Source organism: Flagellimonas alvinocaridis (genome assembly GCF_004916895.1).
In the GTDB taxonomy this organism is placed as follows: Bacteria; Bacteroidota; Bacteroidia; order Flavobacteriales; family Flavobacteriaceae; genus Flagellimonas; species Flagellimonas alvinocaridis.
Map to the genome: position 1 here is coordinate 285,309 of NZ_SNTZ01000001.1, position 15,337 is coordinate 300,645.

The 15,337-nt window shown below is 42.5% G+C and carries 17 protein-coding genes and 1 tRNA gene; 3 read left to right on the plus strand and 15 right to left on the minus strand.

Annotated elements, in window-relative coordinates:
- Positions 1–254: 254 nt before the first annotated feature.
- The 12 genes from EZV76_RS01250 to EZV76_RS01300 form a co-directional block, all read right to left on the minus strand.
- Entirely contained in the window at positions 255–1,523 is a 1,269-nt protein-coding gene (locus EZV76_RS01250) for a site-specific integrase (RefSeq protein WP_136564782.1), read from the minus strand.
- A gap of 231 nt (positions 1,524–1,754) precedes the next feature.
- A tRNA-Arg gene (locus EZV76_RS01255) sits at positions 1,755–1,826 on the minus strand.
- Between the two features lie 97 nt (positions 1,827–1,923).
- Complete coding sequence (locus EZV76_RS01260; protein WP_136564783.1) at positions 1,924–2,331, minus strand: response regulator; 408 nt, start codon at positions 2,329–2,331, stop codon at positions 1,924–1,926.
- Between the two features lie 103 nt (positions 2,332–2,434).
- On the minus strand, positions 2,435–2,848 hold the full coding sequence (locus EZV76_RS01265; RefSeq protein ID WP_136564784.1) for a DUF6691 family protein: 414 nt from the start codon (positions 2,846–2,848) through the stop codon (positions 2,435–2,437).
- Positions 2,845–3,402, minus strand: coding sequence for a YeeE/YedE family protein (locus tag EZV76_RS01270; RefSeq protein WP_136564785.1), 558 nt, complete (start codon positions 3,400–3,402; stop codon positions 2,845–2,847). The genes EZV76_RS01265 and EZV76_RS01270 overlap by 4 nt, the downstream gene beginning before the upstream one ends.
- A gap of 56 nt (positions 3,403–3,458) precedes the next feature.
- Entirely contained in the window at positions 3,459–3,662 is a 204-nt protein-coding gene (locus EZV76_RS01275; protein ID WP_136564786.1) for a YgaP family membrane protein, read from the minus strand.
- A 10-nt stretch (positions 3,663–3,672) separates the two neighbouring features.
- Positions 3,673–3,978: a hypothetical protein gene (locus tag EZV76_RS01280; RefSeq protein WP_136564787.1), complete on the minus strand. Its 306-nt coding sequence runs from the start codon at positions 3,976–3,978 to the stop codon at positions 3,673–3,675.
- Between the two features lie 34 nt (positions 3,979–4,012).
- Positions 4,013–7,210 (minus strand): efflux RND transporter permease subunit, encoded by a 3,198-nt coding sequence (locus EZV76_RS01285; RefSeq protein ID WP_136564788.1) that lies wholly within the window; start codon positions 7,208–7,210, stop codon positions 4,013–4,015.
- Between the two features lie 16 nt (positions 7,211–7,226).
- Positions 7,227–8,315: an efflux RND transporter periplasmic adaptor subunit gene (locus EZV76_RS01290; RefSeq protein WP_136564789.1), complete on the minus strand. Its 1,089-nt coding sequence runs from the start codon at positions 8,313–8,315 to the stop codon at positions 7,227–7,229.
- Between the two features lie 7 nt (positions 8,316–8,322).
- The gene (locus EZV76_RS01295) at positions 8,323–9,627 is read right to left on the minus strand and encodes a TolC family protein (protein ID WP_136564790.1); all 1,305 of its coding nucleotides are present in this window, start codon (positions 9,625–9,627) and stop codon (positions 8,323–8,325) included.
- Between the two features lie 216 nt (positions 9,628–9,843).
- The gene (locus tag EZV76_RS17385) at positions 9,844–9,972 is read right to left on the minus strand and encodes a hypothetical protein (RefSeq protein WP_262709742.1); all 129 of its coding nucleotides are present in this window, start codon (positions 9,970–9,972) and stop codon (positions 9,844–9,846) included.
- A gap of 151 nt (positions 9,973–10,123) precedes the next feature.
- The gene (locus tag EZV76_RS01300) at positions 10,124–10,330 is read right to left on the minus strand and encodes a YgaP family membrane protein (RefSeq protein ID WP_136564791.1); all 207 of its coding nucleotides are present in this window, start codon (positions 10,328–10,330) and stop codon (positions 10,124–10,126) included.
- Between the two features lie 162 nt (positions 10,331–10,492).
- On the opposite strand from EZV76_RS01300, the gene EZV76_RS01305 reads away from it, so the two are divergent.
- From EZV76_RS01305 to EZV76_RS01315, 3 genes are read left to right on the plus strand one after another with little or no spacing between them, the layout of a single operon-like run.
- On the plus strand, positions 10,493–11,713 hold the full coding sequence (locus EZV76_RS01305; RefSeq protein ID WP_136564792.1) for a sulfite oxidase: 1,221 nt from the start codon (positions 10,493–10,495) through the stop codon (positions 11,711–11,713).
- Between the two features lie 2 nt (positions 11,714–11,715).
- Complete coding sequence (locus tag EZV76_RS01310) at positions 11,716–12,168, plus strand: monoheme cytochrome C (protein WP_313790939.1); 453 nt, start codon at positions 11,716–11,718, stop codon at positions 12,166–12,168.
- Positions 12,169–12,170: 2 nt separating this feature from the next.
- Positions 12,171–13,052, plus strand: coding sequence for a sterol desaturase family protein (locus tag EZV76_RS01315; RefSeq protein WP_136564794.1), 882 nt, complete (start codon positions 12,171–12,173; stop codon positions 13,050–13,052).
- Between the two features lie 16 nt (positions 13,053–13,068).
- Here the strand turns inward: EZV76_RS01315 and EZV76_RS01320 are convergent, their stop codons facing one another.
- The 3 genes from EZV76_RS01320 to EZV76_RS01330 all read right to left on the minus strand — a co-directional run bounded on the left by EZV76_RS01320 (position 13,069) and on the right by EZV76_RS01330 (position 15,282).
- The gene (locus EZV76_RS01320) at positions 13,069–13,407 is read right to left on the minus strand and encodes a rhodanese-like domain-containing protein (protein WP_136564795.1); all 339 of its coding nucleotides are present in this window, start codon (positions 13,405–13,407) and stop codon (positions 13,069–13,071) included.
- A gap of 77 nt (positions 13,408–13,484) precedes the next feature.
- Positions 13,485–13,868, minus strand: a complete 384-nt coding sequence (locus EZV76_RS01325; RefSeq protein WP_136564796.1) for a rhodanese-like domain-containing protein — start codon at positions 13,866–13,868, stop codon at positions 13,485–13,487.
- Positions 13,869–13,872: 4 nt separating this feature from the next.
- Complete coding sequence (locus EZV76_RS01330; protein WP_136564797.1) at positions 13,873–15,282, minus strand: MBL fold metallo-hydrolase; 1,410 nt, start codon at positions 15,280–15,282, stop codon at positions 13,873–13,875.
- Positions 15,283–15,337: the final 55 nt, after the last annotated feature.

Genomic DNA, 15,337 nt, shown 5'->3' on the forward strand with positions numbered 1-15,337 from the left:
TCAACTGGTTTTCAACTTGTTGAAGACCCGAAAACAACCATGATGGCGCAATCTGCGCATCACCCTCTTGCTATTCCTTTTTTCACGCAAGCGTGAAAACCGAAATACCTTTCTTTGGTGTATAGAGTAACAATAAATTCAGTGGTTTTTGTTTATTAGAAGCTGTTGAATGAATTTATCTTCCCGAACACTACAAAAACTCGATAGGAACCAAGCGCAAAAGTCTGGGTAAGATTGGGACTTGCAACACTACGTTACCCTTGGTTCGCTTTCTTCTTTAAATCTGATTCGGTTGCTACTTCTAATTTGCTTCTCAAAATCTCCATATCCTCACCAACCTTCCTTTCCAACACCTTTGCATAAATCTGGGTGGTGGTAAGTTTTCGATGTCCCAACATTTTTGAAATGGTTTCTATGGGTACACCATTGGTCAGGGTAACTGTCGTGGCGAACGTATGCCTTGCCATGTGAAATGTAAGATTCTTTTTAATTTTTGCTTCACTTGCAATCTCTTTCAAATAGGCGTTCATCTTTTGATTTGATATTCTTGGGAACAGCGTATTATTTATTACTGATCTGGAATCTTGTTTATACCGTTCAATCAAATCCATAGCTTTTTTTAAAAGTGGTATTTTAACAGGGTTATGGGTTTTCTGCCTTTTAGTGATTATCCAATATTTTTTATCCAACCCCATTATTACGTTATCTTCGGTCAGAAGCATTAAATCAGTATAGCATATACCGGTATAGCAACTGAATACAAAAAGATCTCTAACAGTTTTTAATCGCTTGGTTTGAAGCTCCAATTCTTCAATCGCTTGAAGTTCCTCGGAACCTAAATATTCTCTGTTCGTAGGGGTCAACCTTTGTTTAAACTGCCTAAACGGGTCTTTATCTATCCACTCCAGTCGATAGGCCAGAGAGACCATTTTCCTCAGTCTTTGAATATGCTTCATTACAGCATTGTTACCAATTTGCTTCTGATAGTGATTAGGTTTATGCTTGCGAAGAAAATTTTCAAAGTCAAGGATAAACTTATAATTCAGTTCATCAAGTCTGATGTCTTCCAATTTTAATTTTGTTTTCAAGAATAAAAAGATATACTTCTGGCTTGTCAGGTAGAGTCTCGAGGTATTTCCGTGGAGCTTGGGAAACATATTGGAATTATGGTAGGACACTAAGTCCTTCATGGTAAAATGTTGATTCTCCACTTCCTCATCCAGAAACCTGGCCTTTACACTCTTAGGAGTGATATGTTTACCCTCTATTCGTAATTGTTGGAATGAATGAAACAAACCAGAGTAGAACCCATCAAGATATTGGTTGATGGATTTGGCATGTATGGAAGAATTTTTTACACGCTGTTTATTTGAATCCCATTCATTGATTGGAATCCTTCGCTTTAAACTGATGTTGAGCTTTTTTCCATTTACAGAAATCCTGGCATAAATGGGAGCTTTGCCATTTTTAGACCTACTGGAATAAAGCCAAAACAGGACGGAAAAAGTGGAATTTGACCTCATAATTGTCTTCTTTTAGTTAAATGTTTACGAAGACGAAAGTCAAATCAAATCGAGTATAACAACTAAATTACTGAATTTTAATTACTTATCTTAAAACAGCAACCTGAAAAATGTTGACGATTTGTGAACTCTAAAAGCCAAAATCAAAGGAATTCAATTAAAATCAAAAAATATTAAATATCTGATTTTCATTCATTTAATGATTTATTGAATCATTCAGAAGTCAAAAAGTAGCCCCGGCAAGAATCGAACTTGCATCTAAAGTTTAGGAAACTTCTATTCTATCCATTGAACTACGGGGCCATCCTTAAAAATGGAATGCAAAAATATGTTTTTTTGAAAAACATTATGCAATTGCAGCAATCTAATTAGATTCTTTTCATCAGGAACAGGATAGGAACTAAACAACACGCTTTTTCTCCTCTTCTTTCAAGATTTTTTCCAAATAGGAACGGGACAAAGGTTTATCAATATAACCAGCAATCAGACCGTGACCTTTGGCTATCGCTCGGTCCTTGGCATTGGTAAAGGCTGAAAGCACATAAACACTTGGCAGTTCATGTTTTTTGAATAGTGTCTGCAAATTTTCTAGAAAGTCCCAACCGTTCATCCCATCCATTACAAGGTCCAAAAAAATAATATCGGGCAATCTGTCGTGCTCCTCAATAGAACTCAAACAGGCGTTTATGCCTTCCTCTCCGCTGGAGCAAGTAACAATGTCAAAATTACCATGGGATTGTTGTATGCAATACCGGGTCGCAAACTGCGACACCAAGTCATCGTCAATAATAAACGTGGTTAGCTTCATGCAGGGTTAATTACGTAAGTTTTGGGACAGACAAAGAAAGAGGCTTGCGAGCAACAAACCATTCATAATCGTTGTTTGGCCCAAATATACCGTTCAATCAACCTTAGTGCGGTAATTTATTCCTTAATACACCATAGGTAAAAGCTCCTAAAATGGCTCCAATCAGCACGATAATGATAGACCAATAACCAGCGCCCACCAAAATATAAATGGGTCCTGGACAAGCTCCGGCCAATGCCCAGCCTAATCCAAAAAGGGTTCCGCCCACAATATATCGGGCAAAAGATTTTTCCTTGTCGGGTATGCTAATGGGTTCTCCTGAAAAGGATTTCACTTTTGATTTTTTAATCCATAAGACCAAAACAACCCCTAGGGCCAAAGCAGAACCGATTATGCCGTACATGTGGAATGAATCAAATTGGAACATCTCATAAATTCTGAACCAAGAGGCCGCTTCCGATTTGTAAAGGACAATTCCCAAAAAAGTACCGATAAAAATATATGCCAAGTTCTTCATGATCCAAAAATTAGGGGAAACAACAAGTGAACCATGATCAGTCCACCTATAAAAAATCCGATAACTGCAATGAGTGATGGTCGCTGTAAATTACTCAAGCCTGAAATAGCATGTCCAGAAGTGCACCCACCGGCATAACGGGTTCCGAAGCCCACCAAAAAACCTGCAATCAACAGAATGATCCAAACCTTAGGATCGGACAACGATTCCAAACTAAAAAGCTCCGTGGGCAAATAGGCTTTCCCAGCACTATCAAAGCCCAATTCTTGAAGTTTGGTTACGGTTTTGGGTGAAATATCCACGGTAGGATTGGGCGACAACCAATGTGCTCCCAAAAATCCTCCAATAACGGAGCCTAGAACCACCAATAGGTTCCAGCGTTTGGATTTTATATCAACTTTGAAGTAATCCGTGAATTTTCCTGCGCCTCCGATGGAACAAAACGTCTCGAGATTGGAGGACATTCCAAAGCGTTTGCCCATTAAAATGAGCAATGCCATAAGGATGGCAATAAGGGGCCCGGCTACATACCAAGGCCAAGGTTGATAAAGCATTTTCTCCAATTTATGACAAAGGTGGAGAAAATGCCTTAAATATCAAACCTACGGTTTCAACAGCAACTCTTGTCCGAGTCGGAAACACCAAACTTTTTCAGGATATCTTCCAACAAACACCACTTGGTGAGGGAAGATTGCAACAAGTTGGCTCCTACAAATGCAGTGAACCAAAGCCAGTTGATATTCACATAAATGGCAAAGATCAAACTGATCAATATAAAGCTCCCTGCTACTCCTCTTACAATTCTATTTCTCATTTTAAGTATTTCAAACGGTTCTTTCAATAGGGATTTCCACCGCCTTTATGGGATTGGTGGTCTCGCTCTCCTCATTAAACTGTTTCAAGAGTTTGAACAGTTCGGTTACTTTTTCCTCTTCGGTGAACGAGAAAAACATATTGGATGCGGCCCCACCTTTTTCACTGGGGAACCAACTGCTGGTATACATCAATGGGGCGGCTCCTTTGTATCCATCGATATCGGAACCGCTAAAGCTTTCAACACCTGCCTTTTTAAAAATCTTCAAGACATCCTTTTTGTATTCTTCCACCGTGGTAACAATGATCATTTTCATGTGTTTACTTTTATCGTTTTGCAAAGGTTCCATGCTAGTTGTAATTTTTTCGTTCAATCATATAATACACTAAGGGCACCACTAAGAGTGTCAATACGGTAGACACTATGGTTCCTCCCATAAGTGATATGGCCAACCCTTGGAAAATAGGGTCGAACAAGATCACAAAAGCTCCAATAACCACGGTTCCCGCGGTCAACAAAATAGGTGTGGTACGTACGGCACCTGCTTCAATTACGGCTTGCTTTAGGGGAATTCCCTCATTCAACCGTAGGTTGATGAAGTCGATGAGCAATACCGAGTTCCGCACCATGATTCCCGCAAGGGCAATCATCCCGATAAAGGAGGTTGCGGTAAAAAATGCACCCAACATCCAGTGCCCCAACACAATCCCGATCAAGGAAAGTGGAATGGCCACCATCATTACCATTGGCGCTTTAAAGTTTTGGAACCATCCTACGATCAACATGTAAATGATCACAATTACACCGAGGAACGCAATCCCCAGATCACGGAACACCTCAAGGGTTATTTGCCATTCCCCATCCCATTTTACCGTATAGTCATCTTCATACTGGGGTTGCTCCATGTAGAGCTCATTAATGGAATAACCTTGGGGCAATTCCAATTGATTTAACTTATCCGTCATGCCCAAAATGGCGTACACTGGGCTTTCCAATTCACCTGCCATATCGGACATCACATAAACCACTCGCTTTTGGTTTTTTCTATAGATGCTCTTGGCCTTTGTCCCCTCTTTAATGGAAACCAAATCACCAACGGACACCATATTCCCTTGTTGGGATGTTATTTTTAATTGTTGAATCTGATCCAAGTTCGATTTGTCTTTTTCACTAACGGATAGCACAATTCCGATTTGGTCAAATGCTTCTTCGCGATAAATATGGGAAACTGGCTGCTCACGGAAGGCCATGGCCATCACCTGTACAATTTGTTGTGGCGTTACGCCATAAAGCATAGCTTTCTCTTTATCCACCACAAAATCGTATTCCACTTGGTCGTCCTCAACCATCCAATCCACATCCACAACATCGGTGGTATTGTTCAAGATGCCTTTTACATCATCGGCCAATGCAATTTGCTTGTCGTAATCGGGCCCGTACACCTCAGCAACAATGGTGGACAATACAGGAGGTCCTGGTGGTACTTCAACAATCTTGATGTTTGCATTGTACTTTTTGCCCAACTCCTGGATTTTAGGTCGCAACAACTTAGCAATATCGTGGCTTTGTTCGCTACGGTCGTGCTTGTCGGTAAGGTTTACTTGGATATCGGCCATGTTGCTTCCGCCACGTAGGTCATAGTGTCTCACCAATCCGTTGAACGTAATAGGTGCTGATGTGCCCACGTAGGTTTGATAGTTCACCACCTCAGGTCTTGTGGACAAGTAGGCCCCTACTTCTTTAGCGACTGCTGAAGTACGTTCCAGAGTAGATCCCTCAGGGAGGTCAATCACCACTTGAAATTCGTTTTTGTTATCAAAAGGAAGCATTTTTACGGCTACCGATTTGGTAAAGAACATTCCAACTGAAGCAAATAACAACACCACAGTAATGCCAATAAAAACCCATCGCTTCTTTCTACTTTCAATCAGTGGTTTTTCGAAACGTTCGTAGGCTTTATAAATAAAAGTGTCCTGAATTTCGACCGCCTCTTTTTCCTTTTTGTTCTTCTTTTTGTCCTTTTCTCTCAAGAAGATGAATCCCAAATAAGGGGTAATGGTCAAGGCCACAAACAAGGACAACAACATGGCAATGGATGCTCCGATGGGCATTGGGGACATATAAGGTCCCATCAAACCAGATACAAACGCCATGGGCAATACCGATGCGATTACCGTAAAGGTGGCCAAGATGGTCGGGTTTCCTACCTCATTGATGGCATAGAGTGCCGCATCCTTGAACGGCAGACGTTTCATCTTAAAGTGGCGGTGCATGTTCTCCGCAATAATAATGGAGTCGTCCACCACAATACCAGTTACAAACACCAAAGCAAACAAAGTGATTCGGTTCAAAGTGTAATCGAGCATGTAATAGCTCAATAAGGTCAAAGCAAATGTGATCGGTACGGAAAGAAACACTACCAATCCACCCCTCCAACCCATGGCCAACATGACCACAAAGGTTACGGCGATGATTGCCCCGATCAAGTGCATCAACAATTCGGATACTTTTTGCGAAGCTGTTTGACCGTAGTTACGGGTTACCTCAACATGTACATCATCGGGAATCAAATTTGATTTTAAATGCTCCACTTTGTCCAACACCACATCGGCAATCTTCATGGCATCGGCGCCTTTTCTTTTGGCAATGGAAATGGTTACCGCTGGGTATTCAGATTTAAAAGTTTCTGACTTCTCGCTTGCAGCTCCAAATCCAAGGGAAACATAATTTTTAGGCAATTCAGGCCCATCCAAAACGGTTGCTACCTGTTTTAGATAAATAGGTTGATTTTGTTTAGTGCCAACGATCAGATTTTCCAGATCTTCCTTACTTTCCAAAAAGTTCCCTGTGCTGATGTGGAACTCAGTATCGTTGGAAAGGAAATTCCCAGCATCCATTTGTTGGTTGTTGGCCTGAATCATTTGGGCCACGGCCAACATATCGATACCTGATTCGGCCATTTTATCCTTATCCACAACCACCCTAAGCTGACGGTTTCTTCCTCCAATTTTTTTGGTAATGGAAACCCCGTTTACTTTTTCAACCTCATTGATCAACTCTCCAGAAATCTCTCGTAATTGAAAGTCATCATATTCATCGCTCCATAACGTTAGAGCAAGCATAGGCACATCATCAATAGCTCGGGTTTTTACCAACGGCATGGTAACCCCGTTGGGTATTTGGTCCATGTGCTTATTTATCTCATCATACAAACGCACCAATGATCTTTCGATATCTTCCCCAACATAGAACTGTACAATGGCCATCCCCTGCTCCTGCATGGAAGTGGTGTACACGTACTCTACGCCTTTAATGTTGGATATGATTTTTTCAAGCGGTTTTGTGATCCTGGATTCCACCTCTGTTGGGCTGGCCCCAGGGTATCCCACAAAAATATCCGCCATGGGCACATCAATCTGTGGCTCCTCTTCCCTTGGGATCAAAAAAGAACTGTACACCCCAATGACCATGAACACGATCATTAAGAGCACCGTTAGTTTGGAGCTGATAAACCCTTTGGCTATTTTTCCTGCTAGTCCGTCTTTCATTGTTAGCTTTTTAGGGTTATTGAATGCTTACTTTAACGCCATTGTACAGCTTTCCTTCGGCTGATACGATGTATTGATCTCCTTTGGATAAACCGGACAATACTTCTACTTCCTCTCCATAATTCTCACCCAAACGCAACCAGCGAAGCAAGGCCACATTATCTTGTCCCAAGGTATACACCCCGGTCAATTGACCTTTATGCACCAGGGCCTTCGACGGAACCACAACCATGTCATTCCCATAACCTTTTTGTTCCGTCTCCAGCCTTATGGTTGCATACATGCCTGACAAAATCTTGGCTTCTGTCTTGTCCAATGCCACCTTCATTATATATTGTCCTCCAGTATTTTGTGCCGAAGCACTCAGTTCGGATACTTCACCTGTAAGGGTGGTATCCAACGCTTTTACCAAAACTTGGGCTGTTGTACCTACTTTAATGGCAGAAATATTGTTTTCGGCTACTTTGGCCTCTACCTCAAAACCACCAGGGGATTCCACTGAAACCAAGGGAACACCTGGGTTGGCCATGGCCCCCTCATCGATATAGGTATTGGTGACCACCCCATTAAAAGGCGCCCTAATGTTGGCATAGGCGAACTGGGAATTCACCTCGTTCTTCATTTGATTGGCTGCTTCCAATCTGGCTTTGGCCATTTCGTAGCGCGCAGTCATATCATCCAATTCCTTTTGTGTGGCGCTGCTTTCCTTGAAAAGGTTCTGGAATCTTTCGTAATCTTTCTTTGCATTGTTGAAGGCTACCGTAGCCTCGGTAATAGAAGCTTCCACTTGTGCTTTTTTGGCCCGCAGATCCACATTGTTGATAGAAATAAGAAGGTCTCCCTTGTTTACTTTCTGACCAATTTTTACAGGTAATGACTCCACATAGCCCATCATTCGGGTACTCAAGGTTGCGCTGTTCACAGCTTTAATCTGACCACTTCCTGCCAAAATGGTGGAGCTATCTCCTGTATCCACATCGGCAACGGTTACCGGTACTGCTGCGGTTGTATCCGCAGTTTGCTTTTTATCACTTCCACAGCCCATTAGGGTAAGACCCAAGGATGCAGTTAAAATGAAACTTTTATATATCGTAGTGTTTTTCATGTTACAATTATTCTTTGGTTAAAAATGTGAGTAGGGATTGGGCTTGATTGTATTCAAAAATGGTCTGATAGTAGGCCAATTGCTTTTCGGCATAAGTGGCCTCGGCCATTAATAAATCGGTTGTTTTTTCCAAGCCTTCCCCAAATCGGTTGGTACGTATCCTCAATGATTCTTCGGACTGTTCCATAGCCAATTTTGAGGTCTGGAGCCTGCTTTGCGCATCTTCGACCATCCGTTTGGTGCGTTGTAGCTCCATAGTGCTTTTGGCGACGTACTGTTCGTATTCTTGTTTTGCTTTTTCATAGTTTGTTTTGCTTTTTCCTGCTTTGGCAAATCGTTGGGAACCTTTGAACACGTCCCAGCTCAAACTTGCCCCGACTATGTATCCTTTGGCGTCTGCCTGAAAAATCTGGTCGTCGTACATTTCGTAACTGGCAAATGCATTGAGCCTAGGCAAAAAGGTCATATTATCTGCCCTCATGTTTGCTTTATAGGCTTCGGACACCAAATCCATGGCTTTTACATCGGCCCTGTTTTCCAAGGAAACATGCATGTTTTCATCAAGGTTATCCGGAACCAGTTCTTCGGAGGGTTCATAGACCACGTTTCCCTGTTCGTTCATCAAGAAAGCCAAATAGTCCGATGCGTTTTGGACATTGCTCCTTGCCGTTTTCAGCTGATCGGAAACTTCGGTCACCCGCACTTTCACTTCCAATAAATCTGCTTTTTGAAGCAATCCCTGATCATAACTGTTCTGTGCCATATTCAAGTTGGCATTTGCCGCTTCATATGCTTTTTGCAGCACCGCCACGGCACGATGGGCCAATTGCAGTTGTCCATAGGCTTTCTGGGCCTCAAAATCCAAATAATCCCGGGTTCTCATCGCCTGGAGCTCTTTGGCTTCCATGGTAGTTTTGGCCGCTTTGCGCTGGTAAAACCCATCCAGGTTGATCAAGGGTTGTTGCACCGATACCACGGTTGCATAGTTTTTGATCTCATCGGGGTCGTTCAGTAAAGCTGGATTGAAATCTGCCTGGGTCAAAACCTCTTGGTTTAATTTAGAACCAAAAGCCATCAATGGATTCGTGGTTGCCATTCCCGTGTGTGATACCGCAATCTGTGGCAAATAGATGGAATTGGAGAACCTATAATCGTATTTGGCCATTTTAGCATCCTGTTCAGATAACTTAATACTGGTATTGGATTCCTGTACTCTTATTAGGACATCTTCCAAGGAAATCTTGACTTGCTCTTGGGCAAAAAATTGACCTTGAGCAAAAAAGAATATCATTAAAACATATAATCGCTTCATATCTCAGTTGATTTGAAGCAAAATTAGGATGGCGTAATTCCTCCCACAGTAACATTGGTTACCATTATCCTGTCACTGCTGTGTTGGAAAAAGAAAAGAAAACAGACGCATAGAGTTGCGTCCAAGAAAAGCTGGGTCATCTTTCCAAAACATGACTTGTTACGAACAAACCTATTTTGAAAGGGGATCCATATGAAGAAAAATAAGATTGAAAAATTACTTTTTCCCGCTGTTCATCATCATTAGAACTGCCAGCACCAAAGCAACCACCACTGCACCAAATACAGCGATCATGATAATACCGTTGTCCCAGGAAACTAAGGGTAGAGCTAATAAAGTTTTCATAGTTGCGTATTTTATATCCGCAAATATAGCGGCCTTATTAACCTTAAAGTATGACAATTCTCATAAAACAAGAATTCGGATAGCTATACCTCGATGCACAAAAAAGCCACCCAAAAAGGGTGGCTTTGTCATCAACCAATCAAGAAAAAACCTAATCCTTTGTTTTACATGTCTTAATTCCAAAAGGGACATACAAAGGACAAAAACCTACAAAACTTGTTAGAACAAATATGGCGGCCAATGCCATTAGGACATAGGCTAAAGTACCTGATATGACCCCAAAATAATAAAGGGAAAATACCACTAGCGCCACAACCAATCTTATTATGCGGTCCGAACCGCCCATGTTCTTTTTCATATAAATATGTTTTATGTGTCACCCAGAAAAACGCCGGATTCAGCAGTCTTTCAAAAACTATTATTCATTCAATATCAAAGATATAGCACATCTAAAAAGAATTCGGTAACATGGGTTACACAGTTCTATTTATTTTTATCATAGATTTAGGATTGGTTTTTTATGGAAAGAAGAAAGTTCACTCAAAAATTATCATTGGCCACCATGGCAGGCATTCTGGGAACCGAAGTGGTCTTTGGTCACAAAATGCCCCAAAACTATTTCCCAGTGGGGCTCCAAGATCCAGACCCGTTTAAACTTTTCAACAAGGACAAGGAAATGGTTGTCCTGAATGACAAACCATGGAACATGGAGGCCAAGGCCCATTTGTTGAATGACGACATCACCCCCAACAAATACATGTTCATCCGAAACAATGGGAAAATCCCAGAGAACATAGATGTTTCCACATGGGCTTTGACCATAGATGGGGAATCTGTGAAAAACCCAAAAACGTATACCTTGGATGAACTCAAACAACGATTTACAAAGCATACCTATCAACTCACCTTGGAATGTGGTGGAAATGGGCGAAGCGAGTTCAATCCACCCGCAAAGGGAAACCAATGGACCGTTGGGGCCGTCTCTTGTGCCGAATGGACCGGGGTACGACTTCGGGATGTACTTGAAGATGTGGGCATAAACCCAGATGCGGTATACATTGGGTACCATGCGGCCGACACCCATTTAAGTGGTGACCCAAGAAAAGAACCTATTTCCAGAGGGGTTCCTATAGCAAAAGCAATGCAGAACGAAACGCTTTTGGCGTTTTCCATGAATGGCGAGGACATTCCATTGGCGCACGGATTTCCACTTCGGTTGGTGTGTGGTGGATGGCCAGCCTCCACATCGGGAAAATGGCTGACCCGTATCAGTGTGCGAAACAAGGTACATGATGGTGAAAAAATGGGAGGAAGTTCTTACCGGGTTCCTTGTGAGACGGTTGCTCCCGGTACCAAAGTGGATGATGAAAATATGTGTATTATTGAATCCATGCCCGTAAAATCCCTGATTACCTTTCCCAAGAGCGGGGCACTCATAAAAAATGGGCAGAACCTACAAATTAATGGTCATGCCTGGGCCGGGGAACTGGAGGTCTCCAAAATGGAATATTCCATAGATTTTGGAAGCACTTGGCACAACTGCTCTTTGAAAGAGTCTTCAAATCGACTTGCTTGGCAGCATTTCAAGGCTTCAATATCATTTCCAAAAAAAGGCTATTACGAAGTTTGGGCAAGAGCCACGGATTCCCAAGGGCAATCCCAACCCATGGTTTTGCCCGGTTGGAACCCCAAGGGATACCTCAACAACGCCTGTCATAGAATAGCTGTTAAAATGGTATGAGCATGAAGCCTAATTTTGAAGAACAGATAAAGGCATTTGTATCGGTTTTAGCCATCTTTCTATTACTGATGTTGGTCTTGTTCGGGGGACTCTTCTATGTTGCCAACAGGAAACCCAAATCGCATGTTGAAGAAGTTCCGGTAGAAGATTCCGTTGAGGATTTCGACAAAGTGGAAAACGGCATCCATGTGGCCACTGGTTTTATTGATGATGAAGGAATGCAGGTTACCGTTCAAAATTGTACCGCCTGTCATTCCGCAAAATTGGTCACCCAAAACCGAATGAGCCGGGAGGGCTGGAAAGCCACCATTGTATGGATGCAAGAAACCCAAAACCTATGGGATTTGGGTGTAAATGAAGAGCTTATTTTAAATTATCTGTCCAAAAACTACGCCCCTACCGACAAGGGAAGGCGGCAGAATTTGGAAGTTGCCGAATGGTATGAATTAAATTGATCATGGGAGAATATCTGGATGCTTTGCTGAACGGATTTTTGGGGACAGCTCAATGGACATGGAAATCCATTTTGTTCCAAGTGCCCTGGTACACCAACTATTTTTGGGGCCTCATTGCCATCTCACTTTTGGTATGGGCACTGGAAATCCTTTTCCCATGGCGGAAAGAACAGTCCGTTTTCAGAAAGGACTTTTGGTTGGACGCCTTTTACATGTTCTTCAACTTTTTCATTTTTGCCATCGTCATCAGTGGGGTGTACAAAGTGCTCGGGGTGCTCTTTTTGGATATGGGAATCGGCTCCAAAAGTCTGGCCCTAGTAGATGTGACCCTATGGCCCCAATGGGTCCAATTGCTGGTTTTCTTTGTTGTGCTCGATTTTGTGCAGTGGTTCACCCATGTTCTCCTGCATAGGGTGCCGGCCTTTTGGGAATTCCACAAGGTACACCACAGTGTCAAGGAAATGGGGTTTGCCGCGCATCTGCGCTACCATTGGATGGAAAACATCCTCTACAAACCCTTAAAGACCATAGGGGTCATGGTTCTTGGTGGATTTGAACCTGAGCAGGCTTATATTGTGCATTTTGTGGCCATCGCCATTGGGCATTTCAACCACTCCAACATAAAACTGACCTGGGGACCGTTGAAATATATTTTGAACAATCCCGTGATGCATTTATACCATCATGCCTATGATCTTCCCAAAGAGCATCCCTATGGGATGAATTTTGGAATAAGCCTCAGTCTTTGGGATTATATTTTCCGTACCAGTTATGTTCCGGAAAGTGGTGGAAAGATACGGTTGGGGTTCCCTAGTGACGAAACCCTGCCCAAAGGGTTTTGGGGACAGCTAGTCCATGGATTTACAAAATCAAAAAGAAAATAGATAGTGATCAATGTAATTACCACATGCGATAACCCCCTCTTAGGTCATACACCTCACTGAAACCCATATCCACAAGTTTACGAGCCGCTTTTTGGCTTCTATTCCCAGACTGACAGTACAGGTATATGGGTTCATCCTTCTTCATTTTTGAAAAGGCTTCACCAAACGCCGAAGATTTAAAATAGTCCACGTTACGGGCACCTTTAATATGCCCTGACCTGAACTCCCCAGCTGTTCTCACATCAATCAATTGTACCTTGGCTTTGGAAATGGCATTTTTATAGGCATCCCTATCCAAAATTTGGATGGCATCGGATTGATTTCCCTTTGGGAACAAAAAACTAAATATTGACATTTTATCCTGATTTATGCCATCAAAAATACAGGGGATAAAAGCTATGGTCAGTAACGCGGGTTACACAACGTAAAGGGCTAGTCTTCTTTCTTCCAGTCGTCATACCCGCCGGAATAGTCATAAATCTGAGTGAATCCTTTGGTCTTGAGAATTTCCACAGCCTTATTGCTCCGTGCCCCTTTTTTGCAATAGACATACACAGGTTTCTCCTTGTCCAATCCCTCCAATTGGAAAGCAAAGGTTTCCGCATTGCTGATATCGAAGTTTACCGCATCATCTATGTGTCCCTCTTGATATTCCATTGGGGTCCTGACATCCACCAACTGAACATCCTTACCTATCACTTCAGCCTGCATGGTGGCCTTATCTATTTTTTTAACCAATTCCTTTTGTTGGGGAAGACAAGACATCATCCACAAAAAACTAAAAGTAAAGAGGGTAAATTTTAGTGCTTTTCGCATGTTGTTATTTTAAAGTAGTTGGACAAACGTAATCCGTTACAGGAATCCCTGCTGTTTTCATGGCACCAAAACCACCGGCCACATCAATAAGATTATGTATTCCCCTACTCTTCAGGATAGAGGCCGCAATCATACTCCTATACCCTCCTGCACAGTGAATATAGAAGGTTTCATTCTCTGGATATTCTGCCAGATGGTCGTTTAAAAAGTCTAATGGGGTCAGTATGACATTCTCCGCATGTTCAGCCTGATATTCCGTTTCCTTTCTAACATCAAATACAGGGACTTTTTCTTCCATGGCCTTTTTTAATTCATCAGCAGAAACACTTTTTACCGTATCCACTTCCTTGCCTGCTGCTTCCCACGCTTTCAATCCACCTTTCAAATATCCCAAAGTACCATCGAACCCAACCCTGGAGAGACGGGTAATGGTCTCTTCTTCCCTGCCTTCCGGGACTACTAAAAGAATAGGTTGTTCCACATCTGCGATCAAAGCACCCACCCACGGAGCAAAACTTCCATCCAGTCCAATAAAAATAGATCGTGGCACATGTGCCTTAGCGAAATCGGCTTGGTGACGCACATCCAAAACCACAGCACCTGTTTCATTGGCTGCTGCTTCAAATGCATCTGGACCTAAGGCTTGGGTTCCTCTTTTTAGAACAGTATCTATATCCTCATACCCTTCCTTGTTCATTTTCACGTTCAATGGGAAATATTGGGGAGGAGGCAAAAGACCATCGGTGACTTCCTTGACGAATTCCTCCTTGGTCATATCTGCCCGTAAGGCATAGTTCATTTTCTTCTGATTGCCCAGAGTATCCACGGTTTCTTTCATCATGTTCTTTCCACAGGCAGAACCTGCACCGTGTGCCGGGTACACAATAACGTCATCTGCCAAAGGCATGATTTTGTCTCTGAGGCTGTCAAACAACGTTCCTGCCAACTCTTCTTGGGTCATATGGGCAGCTTTTTGTGCCAAATCCGGACGTCCCACGTCGCCCAAGAACAGTGTATCGCCACTAAAAATGGCATGGTCCTTTCCATTTGCATCTCTTAACAAATAGGTGGTACTCTCCATGGTATGTCCCGGAGTGTGTAGCGCTTTAATGATAATCTTACCGAGTTTAAACTCTTGGCCATCTTTGGCAATAATGGCATCAAAAGAAGGTTGGGCGGTAGGGCCATAAACAATGGGAGCCCCGGTCTCTTTCGACAAGGTCACGTGACCACTTACAAAATCGGCATGGAAATGGGTCTCAAAAATATATTTTATGGTTGCCCCTCGGGCCTTGGCCTTTTTAATATAGGGGCTTACCTCCCTTAGAGGGTCCACAATGGCCACTTCGCCTTCACTTTCTATATAATATGCCCCTTGGGCCAAACATCCGGTATATATTTGTTCTATTTTCATCTCATTTAGGTTTTTGCCAAAAATACAGTTCTGTAATCAACCATACAGTCACCAA

What these genes read in the sequence shown, in the direction of transcription:
- EZV76_RS01260 (WP_136564783.1), bottom strand. Translation starts at nt 2,331, where the DNA reads ATGAAGCTAACCACGTTTATTATTGACGATGACTTGGTGTCGCAGTTT.
- EZV76_RS01295 (WP_136564790.1), bottom strand. Translation starts at nt 9,627, where the DNA reads ATGAAGCGATTATATGTTTTAATGATATTCTTTTTTGCTCAAGGTCAA.
- EZV76_RS01285 (WP_136564788.1), bottom strand. Translation starts at nt 7,210, where the DNA reads ATGAAAGACGGACTAGCAGGAAAAATAGCCAAAGGGTTTATCAGCTCC.
- EZV76_RS01315 (WP_136564794.1), top strand. Translation starts at nt 12,171, where the DNA reads ATGGGAGAATATCTGGATGCTTTGCTGAACGGATTTTTGGGGACAGCT.
- EZV76_RS01320 (WP_136564795.1), bottom strand. Translation starts at nt 13,407, where the DNA reads ATGTCAATATTTAGTTTTTTGTTCCCAAAGGGAAATCAATCCGATGCC.
- EZV76_RS01300 (WP_136564791.1), bottom strand. Translation starts at nt 10,330, where the DNA reads ATGAAAAAGAACATGGGCGGTTCGGACCGCATAATAAGATTGGTTGTG.
- EZV76_RS01305 (WP_136564792.1), top strand. Translation starts at nt 10,493, where the DNA reads ATGGAAAGAAGAAAGTTCACTCAAAAATTATCATTGGCCACCATGGCA.
- EZV76_RS01250 (WP_136564782.1), bottom strand. Translation starts at nt 1,523, where the DNA reads ATGAGGTCAAATTCCACTTTTTCCGTCCTGTTTTGGCTTTATTCCAGT.
- EZV76_RS01310 (WP_313790939.1), top strand. Translation starts at nt 11,716, where the DNA reads ATGAAGCCTAATTTTGAAGAACAGATAAAGGCATTTGTATCGGTTTTA.
- EZV76_RS01330 (WP_136564797.1), bottom strand. Translation starts at nt 15,282, where the DNA reads ATGAAAATAGAACAAATATATACCGGATGTTTGGCCCAAGGGGCATAT.
- EZV76_RS01265 (WP_136564784.1), bottom strand. Translation starts at nt 2,848, where the DNA reads ATGAAGAACTTGGCATATATTTTTATCGGTACTTTTTTGGGAATTGTC.
- EZV76_RS01325 (WP_136564796.1), bottom strand. Translation starts at nt 13,868, where the DNA reads ATGCGAAAAGCACTAAAATTTACCCTCTTTACTTTTAGTTTTTTGTGG.
- EZV76_RS01290 (WP_136564789.1), bottom strand. Translation starts at nt 8,315, where the DNA reads ATGAAAAACACTACGATATATAAAAGTTTCATTTTAACTGCATCCTTG.
- EZV76_RS01270 (WP_136564785.1), bottom strand. Translation starts at nt 3,402, where the DNA reads ATGCTTTATCAACCTTGGCCTTGGTATGTAGCCGGGCCCCTTATTGCC.
- EZV76_RS01280 (WP_136564787.1), bottom strand. Translation starts at nt 3,978, where the DNA reads ATGAAAATGATCATTGTTACCACGGTGGAAGAATACAAAAAGGATGTC.
- EZV76_RS01275 (WP_136564786.1), bottom strand. Translation starts at nt 3,662, where the DNA reads ATGAGAAATAGAATTGTAAGAGGAGTAGCAGGGAGCTTTATATTGATC.
- EZV76_RS17385 (WP_262709742.1), bottom strand. Translation starts at nt 9,972, where the DNA reads ATGAAAACTTTATTAGCTCTACCCTTAGTTTCCTGGGACAACGGTATT.